The 17,455-nt window shown below is 60.1% G+C and carries 15 protein-coding genes; all 15 read left to right on the forward strand.

Going from position 1 to position 17,455, the window contains the following annotated elements; all coding sequences use genetic code 11:
- Window positions 1–118: 118 nt before the first annotated feature.
- On the forward strand, window positions 119–553 hold the full coding sequence (locus tag DXC99_RS04550) for a division/cell wall cluster transcriptional repressor MraZ (protein WP_006234269.1): 435 nt from the start codon (window positions 119–121) through the stop codon (window positions 551–553).
- Between the two features lie 20 nt (window positions 554–573).
- The gene (rsmH, locus tag DXC99_RS04555) at window positions 574–1,539 is read left to right on the forward strand and encodes a 16S rRNA (cytosine(1402)-N(4))-methyltransferase RsmH (protein WP_117584231.1); all 966 of its coding nucleotides are present in this window, start codon (window positions 574–576) and stop codon (window positions 1,537–1,539) included.
- 90 nt (window positions 1,540–1,629) lie between these two features.
- Window positions 1,630–2,100, forward strand: a complete 471-nt coding sequence (locus DXC99_RS04560; RefSeq protein ID WP_117584230.1) for a hypothetical protein — start codon at window positions 1,630–1,632, stop codon at window positions 2,098–2,100.
- 182 nt (window positions 2,101–2,282) lie between these two features.
- Window positions 2,283–3,983, forward strand: coding sequence for a penicillin-binding protein 2 (locus DXC99_RS04565; protein WP_338134613.1), 1,701 nt, complete (start codon window positions 2,283–2,285; stop codon window positions 3,981–3,983).
- 128 nt (window positions 3,984–4,111) lie between these two features.
- Window positions 4,112–5,536 (forward strand): UDP-N-acetylmuramoyl-tripeptide--D-alanyl-D-alanine ligase, encoded by a 1,425-nt coding sequence (gene murF, locus DXC99_RS04570; RefSeq protein WP_117584228.1) that lies wholly within the window; start codon window positions 4,112–4,114, stop codon window positions 5,534–5,536.
- A 3-nt stretch (window positions 5,537–5,539) separates the two neighbouring features.
- Window positions 5,540–6,559 (forward strand): phospho-N-acetylmuramoyl-pentapeptide-transferase, encoded by a 1,020-nt coding sequence (gene mraY / locus DXC99_RS04575; RefSeq protein ID WP_006234262.1) that lies wholly within the window; start codon window positions 5,540–5,542, stop codon window positions 6,557–6,559.
- Between the two features lie 9 nt (window positions 6,560–6,568).
- Window positions 6,569–7,975, forward strand: a complete 1,407-nt coding sequence (murD, locus tag DXC99_RS04580; protein ID WP_089571580.1) for a UDP-N-acetylmuramoyl-L-alanine--D-glutamate ligase — start codon at window positions 6,569–6,571, stop codon at window positions 7,973–7,975.
- A gap of 36 nt (window positions 7,976–8,011) precedes the next feature.
- Window positions 8,012–9,505 carry a putative lipid II flippase FtsW gene (gene ftsW, locus DXC99_RS04585; protein WP_055251664.1) on the forward strand — a complete coding sequence of 498 codons (1,494 nt, stop codon included), beginning with the start codon at window positions 8,012–8,014 and terminating at the stop codon, window positions 9,503–9,505.
- A complete protein-coding gene (gene murG / locus DXC99_RS04590; RefSeq protein WP_117584227.1) occupies window positions 9,495–10,610 on the forward strand; it encodes an undecaprenyldiphospho-muramoylpentapeptide beta-N-acetylglucosaminyltransferase in 1,116 nt (371 codons plus the stop codon). The genes ftsW and murG overlap by 11 nt, the downstream gene beginning before the upstream one ends.
- Window positions 10,611–10,707: 97 nt before the next feature.
- On the forward strand, window positions 10,708–12,126 hold the full coding sequence (gene murC, locus DXC99_RS04595) for a UDP-N-acetylmuramate--L-alanine ligase (protein ID WP_117584226.1): 1,419 nt from the start codon (window positions 10,708–10,710) through the stop codon (window positions 12,124–12,126).
- A 5-nt stretch (window positions 12,127–12,131) separates the two neighbouring features.
- Window positions 12,132–13,043 (forward strand): UDP-N-acetylmuramate dehydrogenase, encoded by a 912-nt coding sequence (murB, locus tag DXC99_RS04600; RefSeq protein ID WP_117584225.1) that lies wholly within the window; start codon window positions 12,132–12,134, stop codon window positions 13,041–13,043.
- Between the two features lie 370 nt (window positions 13,044–13,413).
- Entirely contained in the window at window positions 13,414–14,256 is an 843-nt protein-coding gene (locus DXC99_RS04605) for a cell division protein FtsQ/DivIB (RefSeq protein ID WP_055251672.1), read from the forward strand.
- Window positions 14,257–14,455: 199 nt separating this feature from the next.
- Window positions 14,456–15,610 carry a cell division protein FtsZ gene (ftsZ, locus tag DXC99_RS04610; RefSeq protein WP_055251674.1) on the forward strand — a complete coding sequence of 385 codons (1,155 nt, stop codon included), beginning with the start codon at window positions 14,456–14,458 and terminating at the stop codon, window positions 15,608–15,610.
- Window positions 15,611–15,820: 210 nt separating this feature from the next.
- Window positions 15,821–16,621, forward strand: a complete 801-nt coding sequence (locus DXC99_RS04615) for a polyphenol oxidase family protein (protein WP_117584224.1) — start codon at window positions 15,821–15,823, stop codon at window positions 16,619–16,621.
- The gene (locus tag DXC99_RS04620; RefSeq protein WP_099431531.1) at window positions 16,618–17,454 is read left to right on the forward strand and encodes a phosphate ABC transporter substrate-binding protein; all 837 of its coding nucleotides are present in this window, start codon (window positions 16,618–16,620) and stop codon (window positions 17,452–17,454) included. The genes DXC99_RS04615 and DXC99_RS04620 overlap by 4 nt, the downstream gene beginning before the upstream one ends.
- The last annotated feature ends 1 nt before the right edge of the window (window position 17,455 follow it).

Genomic DNA, 17,455 nt, shown 5'->3' on the forward strand with positions numbered 1-17,455 from the left:
GGGAAGGGGTGGGGAAAGGTGTTGAAAAATGGGGCGGTTCCCCATATTATTGATGACGTCGACAGGCGGGGTGGTTCCCCGCGTACGTGCCATCTGAGTAACCGAGGGGAGGGCGCACATGGGAATGACTGGTGCATATGAGCGCAATCTCGATGCAAAAGGTCGTCTGTCCCTGCCTGCACCCCTTCGCGAGGAGCTTGGAGAGCACGTTCGCGTGTTCAAAGCCCTGGATGTCGATGCTCTGTACGTGTTCTCTGCCGAGGCCTTCGATAAGTGGGTCGAAGGACTCTTCGCGGGTCGTGAGGGCCACGAGGGTTTTAACCCGCGCGACATCAACGACCAGAAGCTCATGAGGGCGATCAACAAGCGCACCACGTCGATGGACGTGGACAGCGCCGGTCGTATCGGTCTTTCTGAGTCTCTCCGCAAGCAGGCGAACCTCGACCGCGAGGTCACGGTTGTGGGCAACTACGACCACCTTGAGGTTTGGGATCGCGCCGCGGCCGATGAGGACGATGACGATGAGGCCCTGCTGGACCTCTTCTTCTCGTAAGGGCAAGGCACGGGTAACGGATGGAGCGTGGGATCTTGACACAAGAATATCGGCATGAACCTGTCATGCTCGGCGAAGTGCTTGAGTCGCTGCAGCTAAAGAGCGGCTCCGTCGTCTGCGACTGCACCCTTGGCGGTGCCGGCCATTCGGTAAAGATGGCCGCGCAGGTGGGGGAGACCGGCCTTTTGCTCGGCGTCGATCAGGACGACATGGCCCTCGAGGCCGCTGGCGCCCGTCTGGACCGCGAGGTTCCCGGCGTACCGCACCAGCTGCTGAAGGGCAACTTCGGCGACTTGGACGAGCTGCTTTGCTCGGCCGAGGTGCCCGGGGTCGATGGCTTCCTGTTCGATTTGGGCGTTTCGTCACCGCAACTCGATATCCCTGGCAGGGGCTTTTCGTATAACGAGGACGCCCCATTGGACATGCGGATGGATCCGGGCAATAACACCTTAAACGCAGCTGAGGTCATCAACACCTATAACGAACACGACCTCGCCCGGATTCTACGCGTCTACGGCGAAGAGAAGTTCGCCTCGCAGATCGCGCGCGAGATCGTGCGCCGCCGCGAGCAAGAACCGATCGAAACCACCGGCCAATTTGTCGAGATCATCAAGGCGGGTATCCCAGCTGCCGCTCGTCGGCATGGTGGACACCCGGCCAAGAAAAGTTTCCAGGCCATTCGCATCGAGGTCAATCACGAGCTCGATGTGCTCGAACGAGGGCTTGATGCCGCCACCAGGTGGCTCAACCCGGGCGGACGTATCTGCGTCATTTCGTATCACTCGCTCGAGGACCGTATCGTAAAGAACCACTTTAAGGAGATGAGCCAGGGGTGCACGTGTCCGCCGGAGATTCCGGTGTGCGTGTGCGGCAACGTGCCGATACTCAAGGTCATCACCCGCAAACCCCTGGTTGCCCAGCCTGATGAGGTTGAGCGCAACCCTCGGGCGAGATCAGCCAAAATCCGCGTGGCGCAGCGTCTGTAGGCGCGACCGCGCGATATTGGACCTCCCGCTCGCACCATAAACGAAGCTTAAACACACTACCAACGTACTCGGGATGGGAGGCGGCATATCATGGGCTACAACACTTCAAACGCAGCACTCGCCTATGATATGAACGCCATGCCCGCCTATCGTGAGACGCCGCAGGCCCCCGTTGCTCCCCGTGAGCAGCGCACGCCGCGCTTTGATGTCTACACGGGCGCGGGCCGTCAGGCAAACCAGGCGGTAAGCCCGGTTTTCATGAGCGTTCTTAAAACGTTTTGCATCATTGCGGCTATCTTCATGACGATCGGCGTCGCCCGCGTGGCGCTCGCCGGCGTTACGGCCCAGGTGCTCAACAGCAACGCCGAGCTTACCAACACGCTCGAAAAGGCGACCGATGAGAGCTCCGACCTGGAGGTCATGCATTCGGTCTATGGCGCCGACACGCGCATTCGCGACCTTGCGGGCGCTTATGGCATGGTGGAGCCCAGCGAGAGCGTTACACTTGACTTTTCGCAGGATGCAGCCGCGGGCGCCAACGCGACCGCGACCGCTCAGTAGCAAGACGGTAGCTGAGTATGACAAATGACTATCGCCGCGGTTCCGATGGGGGCCGCGGTTCTGGACGTCCCTCGTCGCGGGGACGTTCTGGTTATCAAGGAACGGGTCGGCAATCTTACAACGCCGGGCAGTCCCGTGGCAACGACCCGGCGTCGCGACTTCGCGGCTCGGGCGGCCCTCAAGTGCATAACACTAGGTCGCGCAAGAGTTCGTCGACCGAATGGCTCACAGGCACGCCGCTGCCTCGCCGCAAAGCCGTCATGGGATTCATTGGGCTTGGCTTGGGCTTGGGCGTCTTTCGCCTTGCCGACTATCAAATTGTCGAAGCCGATAAACTGCGCGAGCGTGCCGATGCGCGTCGCCTGCTTGCGCAGACCCTCTATGCCAAACGTGGCACCATCTACGACCGCAACGGTAACGTGCTGGCGTCGTCGGTCGAATGTCGCAACATCGCTGTGAACCCGCAGCTTGTCGAGGATGTTGACAAGACGGTGTCGGCGCTGGTCAAGGCAACTGGAATCGATAAAAAGACCTGCCGCAAGCTCGTTGAGTCCGATGGAACCTGGGTGTATATCAAGCGCCAGGTGGACGAAGACGATGCTGTGGCGCTGGAGAAGAAGAACCTGCCCGGCGTGCTTTTTGAGCAGGCCATGAAGCGCGTATATCCATACGGCAATCTGGCATCGCAGGTGCTGGGTGTAGTGAATGTAGACAACGACGGCTTGACTGGTCTCGAAAAGCAATACAACAAGCTTCTAACCGGCACGAACGGTTCTCTCGTACGCGAGCGCGCGAGGGACGGCAGCTATATCGCGGGCGGTGCCTATAAAAAGGTGGCTGCGGTCGACGGCGTTGATCTCGTGACGACGCTCGACGTCAATATCCAGCGTGCGGCCGAGGATGCCCTGGCAGAGGCTGTCGAGAAGACAAAGGCCAAGAACGGCTCGGCGCTGGTCACCGATCCTACGACAGGCGAGATCTTGGCAGCCTGCTCGTATCCGACCTACGACCAGACCAATTTGGAAAACGCCAAGACCGAGGATATGAACCTGCGCCTGGTCACCGACGCCTACGAGCCCGGCTCGGTCTTTAAGACGCTCGTGGCGGGCGCCGGCTTCGACTTGGGTGTCGTGCGGTCGAGTACGTCGTTTGAGGTGCCGGCGAGCATCAAGGTGGGCGACGATACCGTCACCGATGCCGACAAGCGCGACTACGCCATGACCATGGATGTGCGCGAGATGATGCGCCGTTCGTCCAACGTGGGATTTGTCCTGGTGGGGCGCAAGATCGGTGCCGACGACTTTGCCGCCTATGTGGACAAGTGGGGCATCGGTCACAGCTCTGGTGTCGATTTTCCGGGCGAGAGCCTGGGCATCGTCAAGGAGCGTGACCAGTATGACGGCGCCACGCTGGGCTCGATGAGCTTTGGACAGGCGCTGTCTGTCTCACCGATTGAGATCGCACGTGCCGTGGGCGGCATCGCCAACGGCGGCGTGATGATGACCCCGCACTTCTATAAGTCCAGCAAAGGCGACGAGAAGGACTGGGGCGAAGGCGAGCGCGCGATTTCGGAGGACGCCGCATCCCAGGTGACATCGTGCATGCAGACGGTCGTGTCGGAGGGAACGGGCGTTGGCGGCGCGGTTGACGGCTATGACGTGGCGGGTAAGACCGGTACGGCCGAACGTGCCGACGAGAACGGCGGCTACCTCAAGGAGAACTACATGTCGTCCTTTATGGGCTTTGCACCGGCACAATCGCCCAAGGTGCTGTGCTATATCACGCTCGACGGAACGCCGAGCGGCTCAGATGCCGCTGCGGTGCCGTTCCAGTCCATTATGGCCAACGCGCTCGACGTGCTGGGTATCCCACACACGAAGTAGGGGGTTACAATCTTTGGGGCGTGGTTTGTTGTCCCATATGAGGGGTGTTCACATGCCCTGCACCACGCATGCGCGGCGCTGGGATACAATACGCCGATAGCATTATTTAGGTTTACAGGGGAGCTGCAATGATAGAGATCGCCGTCAACAACCTCGCGGCCGCAACAGGGGCCCGAACCGTGACGGGAGAAGTCGATCGGGTATGCCGCGGGTGCGTTATCGACTCGCGCCAGGTCGAGGAAGGGACGATTTTCGTCGCCTTTCCCGGTGAAAACGTCGACGGCAATGATTTTGCTTCCCGTGCCGTCCAGTCGGGTGCCGGCGCCGTCGTGATGACGCGTGAGCCCGAGGCCGAGCTGGTCTCGCTGGCGCAGGACAAGGGCTGTGCCATCTTGCTGACCGATGATCCCGAGGAGTTTCTGCTGCGTTTGGCGCACGCGTATCGCCTGGAGCTTGGCTGCCTGGTCGTTGGCATTACCGGTTCCATCGGCAAGACGACGACCAAGGACGTTCTCGCCGCTGTGCTCGCCAAGCGCTATCGTGTCTGGGCCACCAAGGGCAATTTCAATAACCTGATCGGCATGCCGCTCACGGTGCTTTCCGCTCCGGCCGATACCGAGGTCCTGGTGCTCGAGATGGGCATGAATCATTTCCACGAGATCGAGCGCCTGTCCCAGTCCGCCAATCCCAACCTTGCCATCGTGAGCAAGATCGGCACCTCTCATATCGGCATTTTGGGCAGCCGCGAGAACATCGCCCGCGCTAAGGCCGAGATTGTCCAGGGCATGTGCGCCGCCGGCGACTATTTGCCGCTGCTGGTTTTGGGCGGCGAGGACGATTTTACGCCGTTCATTCGCGATACGTTCGCCCAGCCTGCTGGTATCGACGTGATGCTGGCCGGTGTCTCTGACGATGATGAGGTCCGCGCCCGCGACGTTCGCGTTGATGACGAGGGCCGTCCGGTCTTTACGCTCGATTTTGGTCAGGGCGAGACAATCGATACCATGCTTGCCATCCCCGGCGTGCAGTCCGTTCCTAATGCCGTTAAGGCCGCCGCGGTTGCCTATCGCCTGGGCGTGACGCCCGAGCAGATCGATGCTGCCTTTAGGGGTCTTACGATCACCGGGCACCGCCAGGAGATCAAGCGCGCCAAGAGCGGTGCACGCATCATCGACGATTCCTATAACGCCAGCGCCGAATCGATGGCAGCCGGCCTCGATCTGCTGTGCTCGCTTTCATGCACGGGGTCTCGCATGGCGATCCTGGGCGAGATGGGCGAGATGGGCGATGAGGCTCCTCGCATGCATGAGCTCGTGGGCGCCTATGCCGCCGCCAAGAAGCTCGACATGCTGGCGTGCGTGGGTGGTGAGCTGGCCCAGCTTATGGCCGATGCCGCGCGCATGATGGGCATGGACGAGGACCGCATCCAGGTGTTCTCCGATTATCAGCAGGTGCTCGACCGCATGGGCGGCGCGCTTGAAAAACATGATGTTGTACTGGTCAAGGGTTCCCGCTTTGTTGAGCTCGACCGCTTTGTGGAAGGTGTGTGCTAGCCCATGTTCGGCAATCCCTCGTATCCAACGTATCAGGCTTTTTTGGGGCTTGGCATCGCCGCAGCCATTGCGCTGCTGCTCATGCCGTGGTGGATTAAGCTGCTCAAGGTCGAGGGTATCGGCCAGCAGGTTCGTGCCGACGGCCCCAAGCGTCATTTGGTTAAGCAGGGAACGCCCACCATGGGTGGCGTTGTCATCCTCGTCGCGATCTCGCTGACCTGCCTGCTGATGGGCAAGCTCACCACCGAGCTCGTGCTCGTGCTGCTCGCCACGCTGGCGACCGGCGTGCTGGGCCTGATCGACGATCTGACCTCCGTTACGCATGGGCGCTCGCTCGGTCTGACGCCGCATGCCAAGATGATCGGCCTAACCATTATCTGTGTCACCTTTACGGTGCTTGCCGTCAACTGGTGCGGCGTCGCCCCCGAGATTCGTTTTCCCGGCGGCCTGACGATCGACCTTGGCGTGCTTTCGACCACCATCTGCGGCCTTTCGTTCCCGTGGCTCTATATTGTCTTTTGCTGGCTGATGATCGCTGGTCTTTCCAATGCCGTGAACCTGACCGATGGCCTTGACGGTCTTGCTGGCGGCACCTCCATGATTGCCATGCTCGCCATGGCTGCCATGGCGTTTTTGCACGGAGACGTGAACCTGTCCATCTTCTGCACCGCGTGTGCCGGTGCCTGCTTGGGCTTTCTGTGGTTCAACTGCTATCCGGCGAGCATCTTTATGGGCGATACCGGCTCGCTTGCTCTGGGCGCCGCGTTTGCCTGTACGTCCATCATGACTAACACCGAGGTCGTCTCCCTCATCATCGGCGGCCTGTTTATCGTTGAGACTCTGTCGGTCATGATTCAGGTTGTCTACTTCCACTTTACGCACAAGCGCGTCTTCCTTATGGCGCCCATCCATCATCATTTCGAAAAGAAGGGCTGGGCCGAGACCAAGGTCGTCATCCGTTTTTGGATTATCGCTGCGGCCTTTGGTGCCGTTGGCCTTGCTCTGTTCTTCCAGTTGGGATAGTGGTCTTTCATGCCTCTTGCTGATGTCTTTAGCCTGCTCGTTTTGGGTCAGGGCAAATCCGGTCTCGATGTCGCCCGCTGGGCGCTGGCACATCCAGAGCGCGTAAGCGCCGTTACCGTGTATGGCGGCGGCACCTCTGAGCCCAATGACGCCACGCGTGCGCTCGAGGCTGCTGGCGCGTCGTTTGTCTATGGGACCGAACAGGTCGAGGGCGCCTATGACGTATGCGTGACGTGCCCGGGCATCTCGGAGTTCTCGGGCTTCTTTAAGGCCGGGCGCGAGCATGCCGCCCAGATTATGGGTGAGCCCGAGTTTGCCTATCGCCTGTCGCCCGATAACTGGATTGCCATCACGGGCACCAACGGCAAGACGACCACCACGTCGCTGACTGATTATCTGCTCAAGGCTGCCGGCGAGGCCAGCGTAGCCGTCGGCAACATCGGCGAGCCGCCGGTCAACGAGATTGACGGACGAGCCCACAACGAGTGGTTTGTGGCTGAGCTCTCGAGCTATCAGATTGCTACGACCACCGAGCTCCACCCTCGCGTGGCGGTGCTGCTCAACATCACTCCCGACCACTTGGGCTGGCATAAGAGCCATAAGAACTATGCGCTTGCCAAGATCAAGCTGTTTGACAATATGGTCGATGACGATCTGGTGGTTGTCGACGTCGAAGACGCCGGCATTCACGAGTTCGATGAGTACATCTATACGCCGGGTCGCCGCATCTGCAAGGTCGCTTTTGACGAGCCCGAGGGTGCAGATGCCGCCTTTGTGCGCGACGGCAAAATGGTCGTGCGCCTAAAGGGCGTCGAGACTCAGCTTGTCGCCACGTCCGAGCTCAAGATCTCGGGCCATCACAATGTCATCAATGCCTTATGTGCCGCCACGGCTGCTCTGGCCGTCGGTGCCGATGTCGATGGTGTCCGCCGCGGTCTGGCCTCGTTCCAGCCGCTCGAGCATCGCGTGGAGCCGTGCGGCGAGATTGACGGTGTGCGCTACGTCAACGATTCCAAGGCGACCAACACCGACGCGGTCGAGAAGGCGCTGACGGCATTTCCCGATGACGACGTGATCTTGCTGCTCGGCGGCCACGATAAGGGCACGCCGCTCACGGACTTCGCGCGCGTTGTTATGGATAACGTGCGCTCGGTCGTCTGCTTTGGCGATGCGCGCGAGCGCTTCACCGCCGCTATGGACGAGGCCGATGTCGATGGCGATGTGGATATCGCCCAGGCGGATGACCTACGCGATGCCGTGGACGTTGCTCGTTCGCTGTCGAGCCGTGGCGACGTGATCTTACTTTCTCCTGCCTGCTCTTCGTTCGATGAGTTCTCGGGCTATGAGGAGCGCGGCCGCGTGTTTAAGGACTATGTGGCCCAGCTTGCCGCTGCAGCGAAATCGCAAATGGAATAGGGGTTGCCGGTGAGAGAGGAGAGCCCCCGACAAGGTATGAGGAGGCCCGACTCGGACCGTGCTTCCTCGCGGCGTAGCACACCGCGTTCCGGTCGCGGCGGGCAGTCGTTTAGCGAACGCTATATTGCCGGCGTTCCCGCCCGCATCATGCGCCCCCGTCTGATATTCATGGCCTGTCTGTTTATCTTGGTGTGTTTTGGCCTGCTGATGGTGTACTCGGCGTCTTCGGTCGAGGCGCTGCACGAGAATGGCTCAGCGACGTTTTTTCTGGGTCGACAGGCTGCGTTTGCCGTGGTCGGTGTTCTGGCGCTGATTGCCATCGTGCGCGTTTTGCCGGACAGCTGGTTTGGGGAGGATGTGCTCAGGATCTTCCTCATAGGCATGATAGGGCTACTGTTTCTGGTGTTCTTGGTGGGCAGCGGCAGCCGTGGCGCCACGCGCTGGCTCAACATCGCCGGCATTCAGTTCCAGCCTTCCGAGTTTTTAAAGCCATTTGCCATTGCGTATTCGGCCATCATGCTTGATCGCTTTTTTTCGCCCGGTGGCAACATCAACGAATTCCTTCGCAAGATGGGCATCTACCTGGGCATTCCGCTCTTTCTGATCTTTATCCAGCCCGATTTCGGTACCGTCCTGATCATCCTGCTGACCCTCATGTGCATGGCGTTGTTTGCGGGTCTCGACCCCAAATTTATCATCGGCGTGATAATCTTCGGCATTCTCGTGATCGTGATTGCGCTTGTTGCAGAGCCGTACCGTATGGTGCGTATTCAGGTTGCCTTGAACCCTTGGGCCGACGAGTATGGTGACGGCTATCAGGCCACGCTTGCCATCATGGCCTTTGCCTCGGGCGGTCTGTTCGGCCGTGGCATCGGCAACTCAACCATGAAGTACTCGTATCTGCCCGAGGCGCACAATGACTACATCCTGGCCATCATTGGCGAGGAAGTCGGTTTTGTCGGAACCGTGCTGTTCTTCTTGGTGTTTGCGATGCTGATCTACTCGGCGTTTCGCATTGCCGAGCAGGCGACCGATCGTCGGGGCGCGCTCATGGCGTCTGGCTCCGCGGTCATTCTCGCGGTGCAGTTTTTGATCAATGCGCTGGGCATCCTCAACGTGTTTCCCATGACGGGCAAACCGTTGCCGTTTATTAGCTACGGCGGTTCGTCGATTATTGTGTCGCTTATGCTTGCCGGTCTGATCCTGCGCGTTTCGTACGAGAGCGCCCGTCGCGATGAGTACGACCGTCGCCGCGAGAGCTTTGCCGTTATGGATGAGAGTACCGCCGGCGTGCCCCACGTACGCGGCGAGCGATCTTCGCGTAACGGCTTTACCGTTCTGGATGGCTCTGCGACCGAGCCGGCAGCCCGTCCGCGTCAGCGAACGGCGCCGCAAGGTCGTCCGCAGCGCCCCAGCCCTCGCAGCGCGGGCGGCGGATATAATCGAATCGATTTGAACTCGGACCCGTCGGCGCGTTTGCGCACCGACGACCAGGGACCGCGTGTACGAAGGGACTACCATGACCGATAAGATGACCGTTGCTATTGCAGCCGGCGGCACGGCAGGACACATTAACCCCGCGCTCGCTTTGGCCGAGGAGCTGCATGACCGTGGCCACCACGTTGTGTTCGTGGGCCAGTCGCGCAAGCTCGAGGGTCGTCTGGTCCCCGAGGCTGGGTTTGATTTTGTGCCCATTACGGTCACGGGCTTCGACCGCTCCCGTCCCTGGACGGCGCTGACCTCGCTGTGGCGTGTCAACAAGGCCAAGCGTGCGCTCGCCAGTCATTTCTCAAAGGTCGGCAAGCCCGATGCTGCCATCGGTTTTGGTGCCTATGTCGAGGTTCCGCTGCTGGGGTGGTGCAAGGGCGCAGGCGTTCCGTATCTGCTACATGAGCAGAACTCTGTTCCGGGCCTGGCCAACAAGATGATGAACTCCCACGCCGCTCGCGTGTGCATCTCGGTGCCGGCAGCGCGCTCGGTCTTTGAGCGCGAAGGTGACCCTGACCACGTGCTCATGACCGGCAACCCCGTACGTCGCTCGGTGATCGAGGGCGATCGCGCTCGCGGCCGCAAGGCACTTGGCGTTCCCGAGGACGCTACGCTGCTGCTCGTCTTTGGCGGTTCACTCGGCGCCCAGCACCTCAACGAGCGCGTGGCTTCGCTCAAAAACGAGCTGCTTTCGCGCAAGAACCTCTATGTGTTGCATTCGACGGGTGCCGACGGCTTTGAGGAGACCGAGCGCGCTTTGGCGCTGACGCTCGAGGAGGCGAAGCGTTACCGCGTCCAGCCTTACATCGACAACATGGGCGACATGCTGGCTGCTGCCGATTTGGTGCTATCGCGTTCGGGAGCATCGAGCGTGGCCGAGATCGCTGCGCTCGCCGTGCCTTCGGTGCTCGTGCCGTACCCGCATGCGACGGCCGACCACCAAACCACCAATGCCCGTTATCTGGTCGACGCCGGGGCCGGCGTGCTCTGCGCCGATGCCGATATCGACGGTTCTGCCTTTGCCGATGAGCTGCTGCACCTGGTCGATGACGCGGCGGCGCGCGACGCCATGCGTCAGGCGGCGCGTGGTCTGGCTCAGGATAGAGCCGCCGCTCTTCTGGCGGATGCAGTAGAGGGTTTGCGTTAGTTAGACGGGATATCTTCGGTCGCCCTCGCGCTGATGCGGTAGGTGCGGTACAGTTAACGGGTTACAGGCAGTGTTTACGCAAGGAGTACACGAGCACATGGCTGATTCCCAGACTGCAACCTCCGCGCCCGAGTTTAAGAGCGCCCACTTTATCGGTATCGGCGGCGCCGGCATGAGCGGCATCGCCCTCGTTCTGCACGAGCGCGGTTATGCCGTTACCGGCTCCGACCTTAAGACGTCACGTTATATCCGCCAGCTTACCCGCGCTGGTGTGAAGGTGCATGTGGGCCATGAGGCCGCCACGATCGACGAGGTCAAGCCCGACGTGGTTGTTGTCTCCACCGCTATTCCGGAGTCCAACCCTGAACTCGTGCGCGCTCGCGAGCTTGGTATTCCCGTGTGGCCCCGTGCCAAGATGCTCTCTGCTTTGGGTCACGGCTACACCACCGTCGCTGTTGCCGGCACGCATGGCAAGACCACCACGTCTTCGATGTGTGCCACCATGCTCGACCGCATGGGTCTGGATCCGAGCTTCCTGATCGGTGGCATCGTCGAGGGCTATGACACGAACGGCAAGAACGGCTCGGGCGACTACTTTGTCGCCGAGGCCGACGAGTCCGACAGCTCCTTCCTGTTCCTGAACCCCAACGTAGTCATTGTGACCAACGTCGAGGCCGACCACCTCGATCACTACTCGGGTATCGAGGAGATCGAGGCAACTTTCGCCAAATTCATGAGCCTGGTGGGCGAGGACGGCACCGTCATCGTCTGCGGTGAGGACCCGCATCTGGTCGAGCTCGCCAAGTCGACGGGCCGTCACGTGCTTTCCTACGGCTTTGCCGAGAGCAACGACATCGTCTGCATGCACCCGGATGTCAAGGGCATCCAGAGTGACTTTATCGTTCGCTTTGAGGACGGCACTGAGCGCGCTGTGGAGATCAAGAGCAATCCCGGTCGCCACAACATGCTCAACGCCACGGCGGTGCTCACCGTCGCCCATGTCCTGGGCCTTGACATCGACGCCGCCGCCAAGGCGCTCTCGAGCTTTGAGGGCGTCCGCCGTCGCTTTACCCACGTGGGCGATATCAATGGCATCACCGTGGTCGATGATTACGGCCATCACCCCACCGAGATCAAGGCGACGCTTGCTGCCGCTTCGTCGCTGGGTTACAAGCACGTCGACGTCGTGTTCCAGCCGCACCGCTATTCGCGCCTGCAGGCCCTGTGCGAGGACTTTGCCGATGCATTTGCCAATGCCGATAAACTGCTGCTGATTGATGTGTTCTCGGCTGGCGAGATGCCCATTCCGGGTGTCACCTCTAAGATGCTCGCCGATACCGTGCGCGCCAAGCATCCTGGCAAGGAGGTCGTGTACTGCTCCAGCCGTCTTGAGCTCAATCAGGAGCTCGAGCAGATGGTGGGCGAGGGCGACCTGCTGCTCACCATGGGTGCCGGCGACGTTACGACCGTCGGTCCCGAGTTCATTGAGTATCTGACTGCCAAGAAAGACGCTTAAGTCTAATGGGTCTGTTTAACGCCGTCATGGCGCTCTCGGGCATGATCGACACGGATGTGATCGAGGACGAGCGCCTTGCGCGTCATACGAGCTATCGTATCGGCGGCAAGGCCGACCTCTTTGTGACGTGCCATAGCTATCATGCCCTCCGCCGCGCCGTGGCGGTGCTCGATCGCGAGCAGGTGCCGTGGGTCATCATCGGCAAGGGCTCCAATCTGCTGGTTGCCGATGGCGGTTATCGCGGTGCCGTCATTTCGCTCGGACGTGAGTTCCAGCGCACGGTTGTTGCCGATGACGGTTGTACGCTGACGGTCGGTGCGGGCGTGATGTTTGCGCGCCTGGTCAACGATGCCCTGTCGCGTAGCCTCTCGGGCCTTGAGTTTGCCGTTGGCATTCCTGGTTCGGTCGGCGGTGCGATATCTATGAATGCCGGCACGCGGACCGAGTGGATTGGCTCGCTGGTTGAGGATGTCGTAACGTTTGACCCGGCATCCGGTATCAAGCATTATGCGGGGTCCGAGATCTCTTGGGGCTACCGCGAATGTAGCCTTCCCCGCAATGAGATCATCCTCGAGTGCGTGCTCAAGCTTAAACCGGCGCCCAAGGCCGACATTCGCGAGCGCATGGAGCGGTACCTTACAAGGCGCAAGCGTACGCAGCCCATGGGTCGCGCATCCTGCGGGTCTGTCTTTCGCAACCCGCCCGATGCGAGTGTGGGCAAGCTTATCGAGGATTGTGGATTAAAGGGTTTTTCGATTGGCGGCGCGGAAGTTTCGCCCGTTCACGCTAATTTTATCGTTAATAACGGAACTGCCACGGCCGATGACGTTGCCGCGGTTATCAGACATGTGCACGGAAAGGTGAGGGAGGCGTATGGCATCGAGCTCAGACCGGAAGTTAAATTCCTCGGCTTCTAGAGCATCGAAACCCACCTTCCGCCGCGCCGGAGGGCGTTCCGGCGCGCCTGCCAAACCTCAACGCAATACCGTCGCGCACTCTAAGTCTGTCAGGCATGCTCGACAGACCAGTCGTCCGGTCGTCGGCTCGCAGCTCGGTAATCGTCCGGCCGCAAAAAAGTCCTCGCGTCCCTCGGTGACGTCAAAGCCTGTTATGGGCGCCAAGCCTGCCCGTCCCATGGCAGCTCCCAAGCCCTCGACGGGAACTAAAGCGGCGCGTCCAGGTCTCACGCTGGGCGCATCGAAACCGCGCTCGCTGACATCGGTGCCGGCTACCGCCAAGAAGCCTTCGAGTAAAAAAGGTTTCAACCCGTTATCTTCACTTGGAGCGATGGCAAATAAAACATCAGATGCCGCTTCTGTCGTTACAGGCAAAGGCAAAATCGTGGGCGGCGTTCTGGCCGTCTTGGCCGTGCTCGTCGTCGTTGCCATCGTGGTGATCAACTCTGGACTGTTTACTGCCACTGATATTCAGATTCAAGGCAGCGAGCATGTGACGAAGCACGATGCTATCCAGCTGATCGACTTGCCCGAGGGAACGTCGCTTTTTAACGTCGATCCCGACCAGATTACCGAGGATCTCAAGCAGAACCCGTGGGTTTCGGGCGTGGATGTCCAGCGCCAGTTTCCCCATACGCTTATCATCACGCCGACGGAGCGTAAAGTTATCGCCATTGCGTATATCAGCTCCGACGACCTTGCCTGGGCTATCGGAGACGATGACACCTGGATCGCCCCGCTGTCGACGTCGGTCGAAGTGGACGACCAGGGCAACGTCATCACGACAGGGCAGGGCTCAAATACCTTGACCGGAATCGATGCCGCGCTGGCGCTCGCCAAGCATTATGGCGCGGTGTTATTGACTGATGTCTCGGCGGATGTCGCTCCGGTTTCCGGCCAGGCGGTGAACTCCAAAGCCGTTAAGGCCGGCCTGGATTATGTGCGTGGTTTTTCGAGCGAGTTCTTGGGACAAGTCAAGGATATTTCCACGCCTTCGGTCGAAGCCATCTCGGCAAACCTCAATAACGGCATTGAGGTGTCGCTGGGCGATTCGGACGATATCGCCAAGAAGGAACGCGTAGTCACCAAGTTGCTTTCGCAGGTAGAGGGCGTAACGTATATCAATGTGCGCTCTCCGGGCAACTACACATTTAGGAATGCTCCGACCTCGTAGCGCTGGTTGATGCTTTGTTGAGGGGCCATACCACGCCGTTTATCTGGTTTGTTTGGTTTTCACGGTCAATTATTTGACTGATACGTTCATAATGTGCAAACATAATACGGTTTACCTTTGCATTTACTTTCAACCTGAAGGTTAATGTGCGCAGGGGTCGACCCATGCTATGGCTATAACCTTTGTTCGGAGGACCGACATGCACGAGACAGAGATCAACAACTACCTTGCCGTCATTAAGGTGGTCGGCGTCGGCGGCGGCGGTACCAACGCGGTCAATCGAATGATCGAAGAGGGCATCCGCGGCGTCGAGTTTGTTGCCATCAACACCGATGCTCAGGCACTCGCGATCTCTGATGCCGATATCAAGGTGCACATCGGCACCGACCTTACCCGCGGCCTGGGCGCCGGCGCCAATCCCGAGGTTGGCCGCAAGGCTGCCGATGAGTCCCGCGACGACATCGCCGAGGCGCTCGCTGGCGCCGACATGGTGTTTATCACCTGCGGCGAGGGCGGCGGCACCGGTACCGGCGCTGCTCCCATCGTTGCCGATATCGCGATGAACGAGGTCGGCGCACTGACCGTCGCCGTCGTGACCAAGCCCTTCACCTTCGAGGGCCGCAAGCGTAAGAAGAGCGCCGAGGAGGGCATCAAGACCCTCTCCGATTGCGTCGACACCATGATCGTCATTCCTAACGATAAGCTGCTCGACATCGCCGAGAAGAAGACCACCATGCTCGAGGCCTTCGCGATTGCCGATGGCGTCCTTTCCCAGGGCACCCAGGGCATCACCGACCTCATCACCGTCCCCGGTATCATTAACCTGGACTTCGCCGATGTTAAGACCATCATGAAGCAGGCCGGTACCGCCATGATGGGTATCGGTACCTCTTCTGGGGATACTCGTGCCGTCGACGCTGCCCAGCAGGCCATCTCCAGCCCGCTGCTCGAGAGCTCCATCGATGGTGCCACGCGCGTGCTGCTCTCCATCGCCGGTTCCAAGGACCTGGGCATCCAGGAGATCAGCGACGCCGCCGACGTTGTCGCCAACGCCGTCGACCCCGAGGCCAACATCATCTTCGGTACCGTTGTCGACGAGTCCCTGGGCGATCAGGTGCGTATCACCGTCATCGCTACGGGCTTCTCCGACTCCAACGTCAACCGTCAGGATGAGCTCTTTGCTGCTCAGCAGTCTCAGAGCAAGGCCGCTGCCTCCGCTGAGCCGCAGCGCACCGCCCCGGCTGCCAGCCCGGCTCAGGCAGCTCCGACCCGCAACGTCGGTGGTACCGAGCTGCCCAACTTTGGCAACGACCAGTTCGAGCTTCCCGACTTCCTGAAGCGCGGTAGCTTCTAGTTCGTTTTTCTCAACGACCTGCACGGGGTGTGTCCATTTGGATGCACCCCGTTTTGTTTCTCGTTTGTAAACGAAAGCCTCCAATCTCCTTACGTTCCCTTTACGTTTGGTCCCTACCGCTGCGGGTATCCTTTTAAGGAAGTATGACAGCCGTATAAACGCGGACTGCGCGGCGACGCCGCGGTACTTGTGTTATTAGGAGGCTTTAGTATGGCAGCACGTGCGGACAACGTTTCGCGTGTCGACCATGATGGAGTTACGTTGGTGGAGGGCGCGACATCCGATGTCCGCTTTGCCTTTACCGAGCGCACCGGTGGCGTTTCTGAAGATGCGTACTCCTCGCTCAACCTGGGCTCGCATGTAGGCGATGACCCCTTTGCTGTTCAAGAAAATCGTCGTCGAGCGCTCGAAGCTATGGGCGCCACTGAGTGCGAGCATAATCTGCTCGTGCCCAATCAGGTACATGGTGACCATATCGTTACGGTGACTTCGAACGGTGCCGACGATCTTGAGGCTGTTCGCGAGCAGATTGCCGAGGGCTGCGATGCCATCGTCTGTACGGCTCATGACGTGCCCGTGCTGCTCTGCTTTGCCGACTGCGTTCCCGTGGTGCTGGTGGCCCCTGGCGGATTTGCCGTGGTGCACTCCGGTTGGAAGGGCACGATTGCACGTATTTCTGCCAAGGCGTGCCAGGCGCTTTGCGATGCTGCCGGCTGCGATGCGAGCGACGTTTCCGCCTATATCGGCCCCCATATCTTGGCTGACGAATATGAGGTATCCCAAGAACTCATGGACCGCTTTGCCGCCGAGTTTTCGTGCATCGATGCGGGCGCTTCTCGCATGCTCGATCTATCTGCCGCCATTCGTGAGGCGTTGGTAGATATCGGTGTGGACGCGGATAATATCGTGGATACCCAGCTTTCGACTGTGCGTCAGAACGACCGCTTTTATTCCTACCGTAACGAGGACGGCACCTGTGGGCGCCATGCTGCGATCGGCGTGATGCTATGAGAAAGATCGTATCGGTCCTGAGCGCCGCTGTGCTTACGCTTACGCTGTGCGCCTGTTCTTCGGGATCTTCTACCTCTTCCATTACCGTGGCCGGCTCCACGACCTGCCTTCCTATCGCCGAGATTGCGGCAGAGGGCTTTAAGGAGGAGACCGGCATCGACGTGCTCGTTTCCGGTTTGGGCTCTTCCGCTGGCATCGAAGCCGTCAGCGCTGGCACGGCCGATATCGCCAGCTCCTCCCGTGGACTCAATGCCGACGAACAGGATCTGGGCCTGACTCCCATCGTCATTGCCCACGACGGTATCGCGGTCATCGTGAACGACGATAACCCGGTCGATAACCTCTCGACCGAGCAGCTCCGCGATATCTATGCCGGCAAGATTACTAATTGGAAAGAGGTCGGTGGCGAGGACCTGAAGATTCAGGTCATCAACCGAGACGAGGCGTCTGGCACGCGTGAAGCATTCCGCACCATCGTGATGGACGGCACCCCGTTCGATCGCCGCTCCGCCGTTCTTTCGGGCACGGGCCAGGTGCGCGACGTGGTATCTCGTTCGCGCGGTGCCATTGGCTACATTTCGCTGGGCTTTGTCGATAGCCTCAACGCCAAGACCTCGGTCAAGGCCGTCTCGGTCAATCATGTTGAGGCGTCCGAGAAGACGGTCGCGAGCGGCGGCTATCCCATCTCACGCGACCTTTACTTCTTTGTGAAGGGTGCGCCTTCGCAGCAGGCGCAGGATTACATCGACTATGTGACGTCCGAAAAGATGGACAAGCAGATTCGCGAGGCGGGCTTTATCCCCGTCACCAACGACGAGAAGGGGAGTGAGTAGC

The organism is Collinsella sp. TF10-11AT (genome assembly GCF_003437565.1).
In the GTDB taxonomy this organism is placed as follows: Bacteria; Actinomycetota; Coriobacteriia; order Coriobacteriales; family Coriobacteriaceae; genus Collinsella.

Excerpts from the sequence above, each read along its gene's own strand:
- DXC99_RS04550 (WP_006234269.1), top strand. The coding sequence starts at position 119 with ATGGGAATGACTGGTGCATATGAGCGCAATCTCGATGCAAAAGGTCGT.
- rsmH (WP_117584231.1), top strand. The coding sequence starts at position 574 with ATGGAGCGTGGGATCTTGACACAAGAATATCGGCATGAACCTGTCATG.
- DXC99_RS04560 (WP_117584230.1), top strand. The coding sequence starts at position 1,630 with ATGGGCTACAACACTTCAAACGCAGCACTCGCCTATGATATGAACGCC.
- murF (WP_117584228.1), top strand. The coding sequence starts at position 4,112 with ATGATAGAGATCGCCGTCAACAACCTCGCGGCCGCAACAGGGGCCCGA.
- mraY (WP_006234262.1), top strand. The coding sequence starts at position 5,540 with ATGTTCGGCAATCCCTCGTATCCAACGTATCAGGCTTTTTTGGGGCTT.
- murD (WP_089571580.1), top strand. The coding sequence starts at position 6,569 with ATGCCTCTTGCTGATGTCTTTAGCCTGCTCGTTTTGGGTCAGGGCAAA.
- ftsW (WP_055251664.1), top strand. The coding sequence starts at position 8,012 with ATGAGGAGGCCCGACTCGGACCGTGCTTCCTCGCGGCGTAGCACACCG.
- murG (WP_117584227.1), top strand. The coding sequence starts at position 9,495 with ATGACCGATAAGATGACCGTTGCTATTGCAGCCGGCGGCACGGCAGGA.
- murC (WP_117584226.1), top strand. The coding sequence starts at position 10,708 with ATGGCTGATTCCCAGACTGCAACCTCCGCGCCCGAGTTTAAGAGCGCC.
- murB (WP_117584225.1), top strand. The coding sequence starts at position 12,132 with ATGGGTCTGTTTAACGCCGTCATGGCGCTCTCGGGCATGATCGACACG.
- DXC99_RS04605 (WP_055251672.1), top strand. The coding sequence starts at position 13,414 with ATGGCAAATAAAACATCAGATGCCGCTTCTGTCGTTACAGGCAAAGGC.
- ftsZ (WP_055251674.1), top strand. The coding sequence starts at position 14,456 with ATGCACGAGACAGAGATCAACAACTACCTTGCCGTCATTAAGGTGGTC.
- DXC99_RS04615 (WP_117584224.1), top strand. The coding sequence starts at position 15,821 with ATGGCAGCACGTGCGGACAACGTTTCGCGTGTCGACCATGATGGAGTT.
- DXC99_RS04620 (WP_099431531.1), top strand. The coding sequence starts at position 16,618 with ATGAGAAAGATCGTATCGGTCCTGAGCGCCGCTGTGCTTACGCTTACG.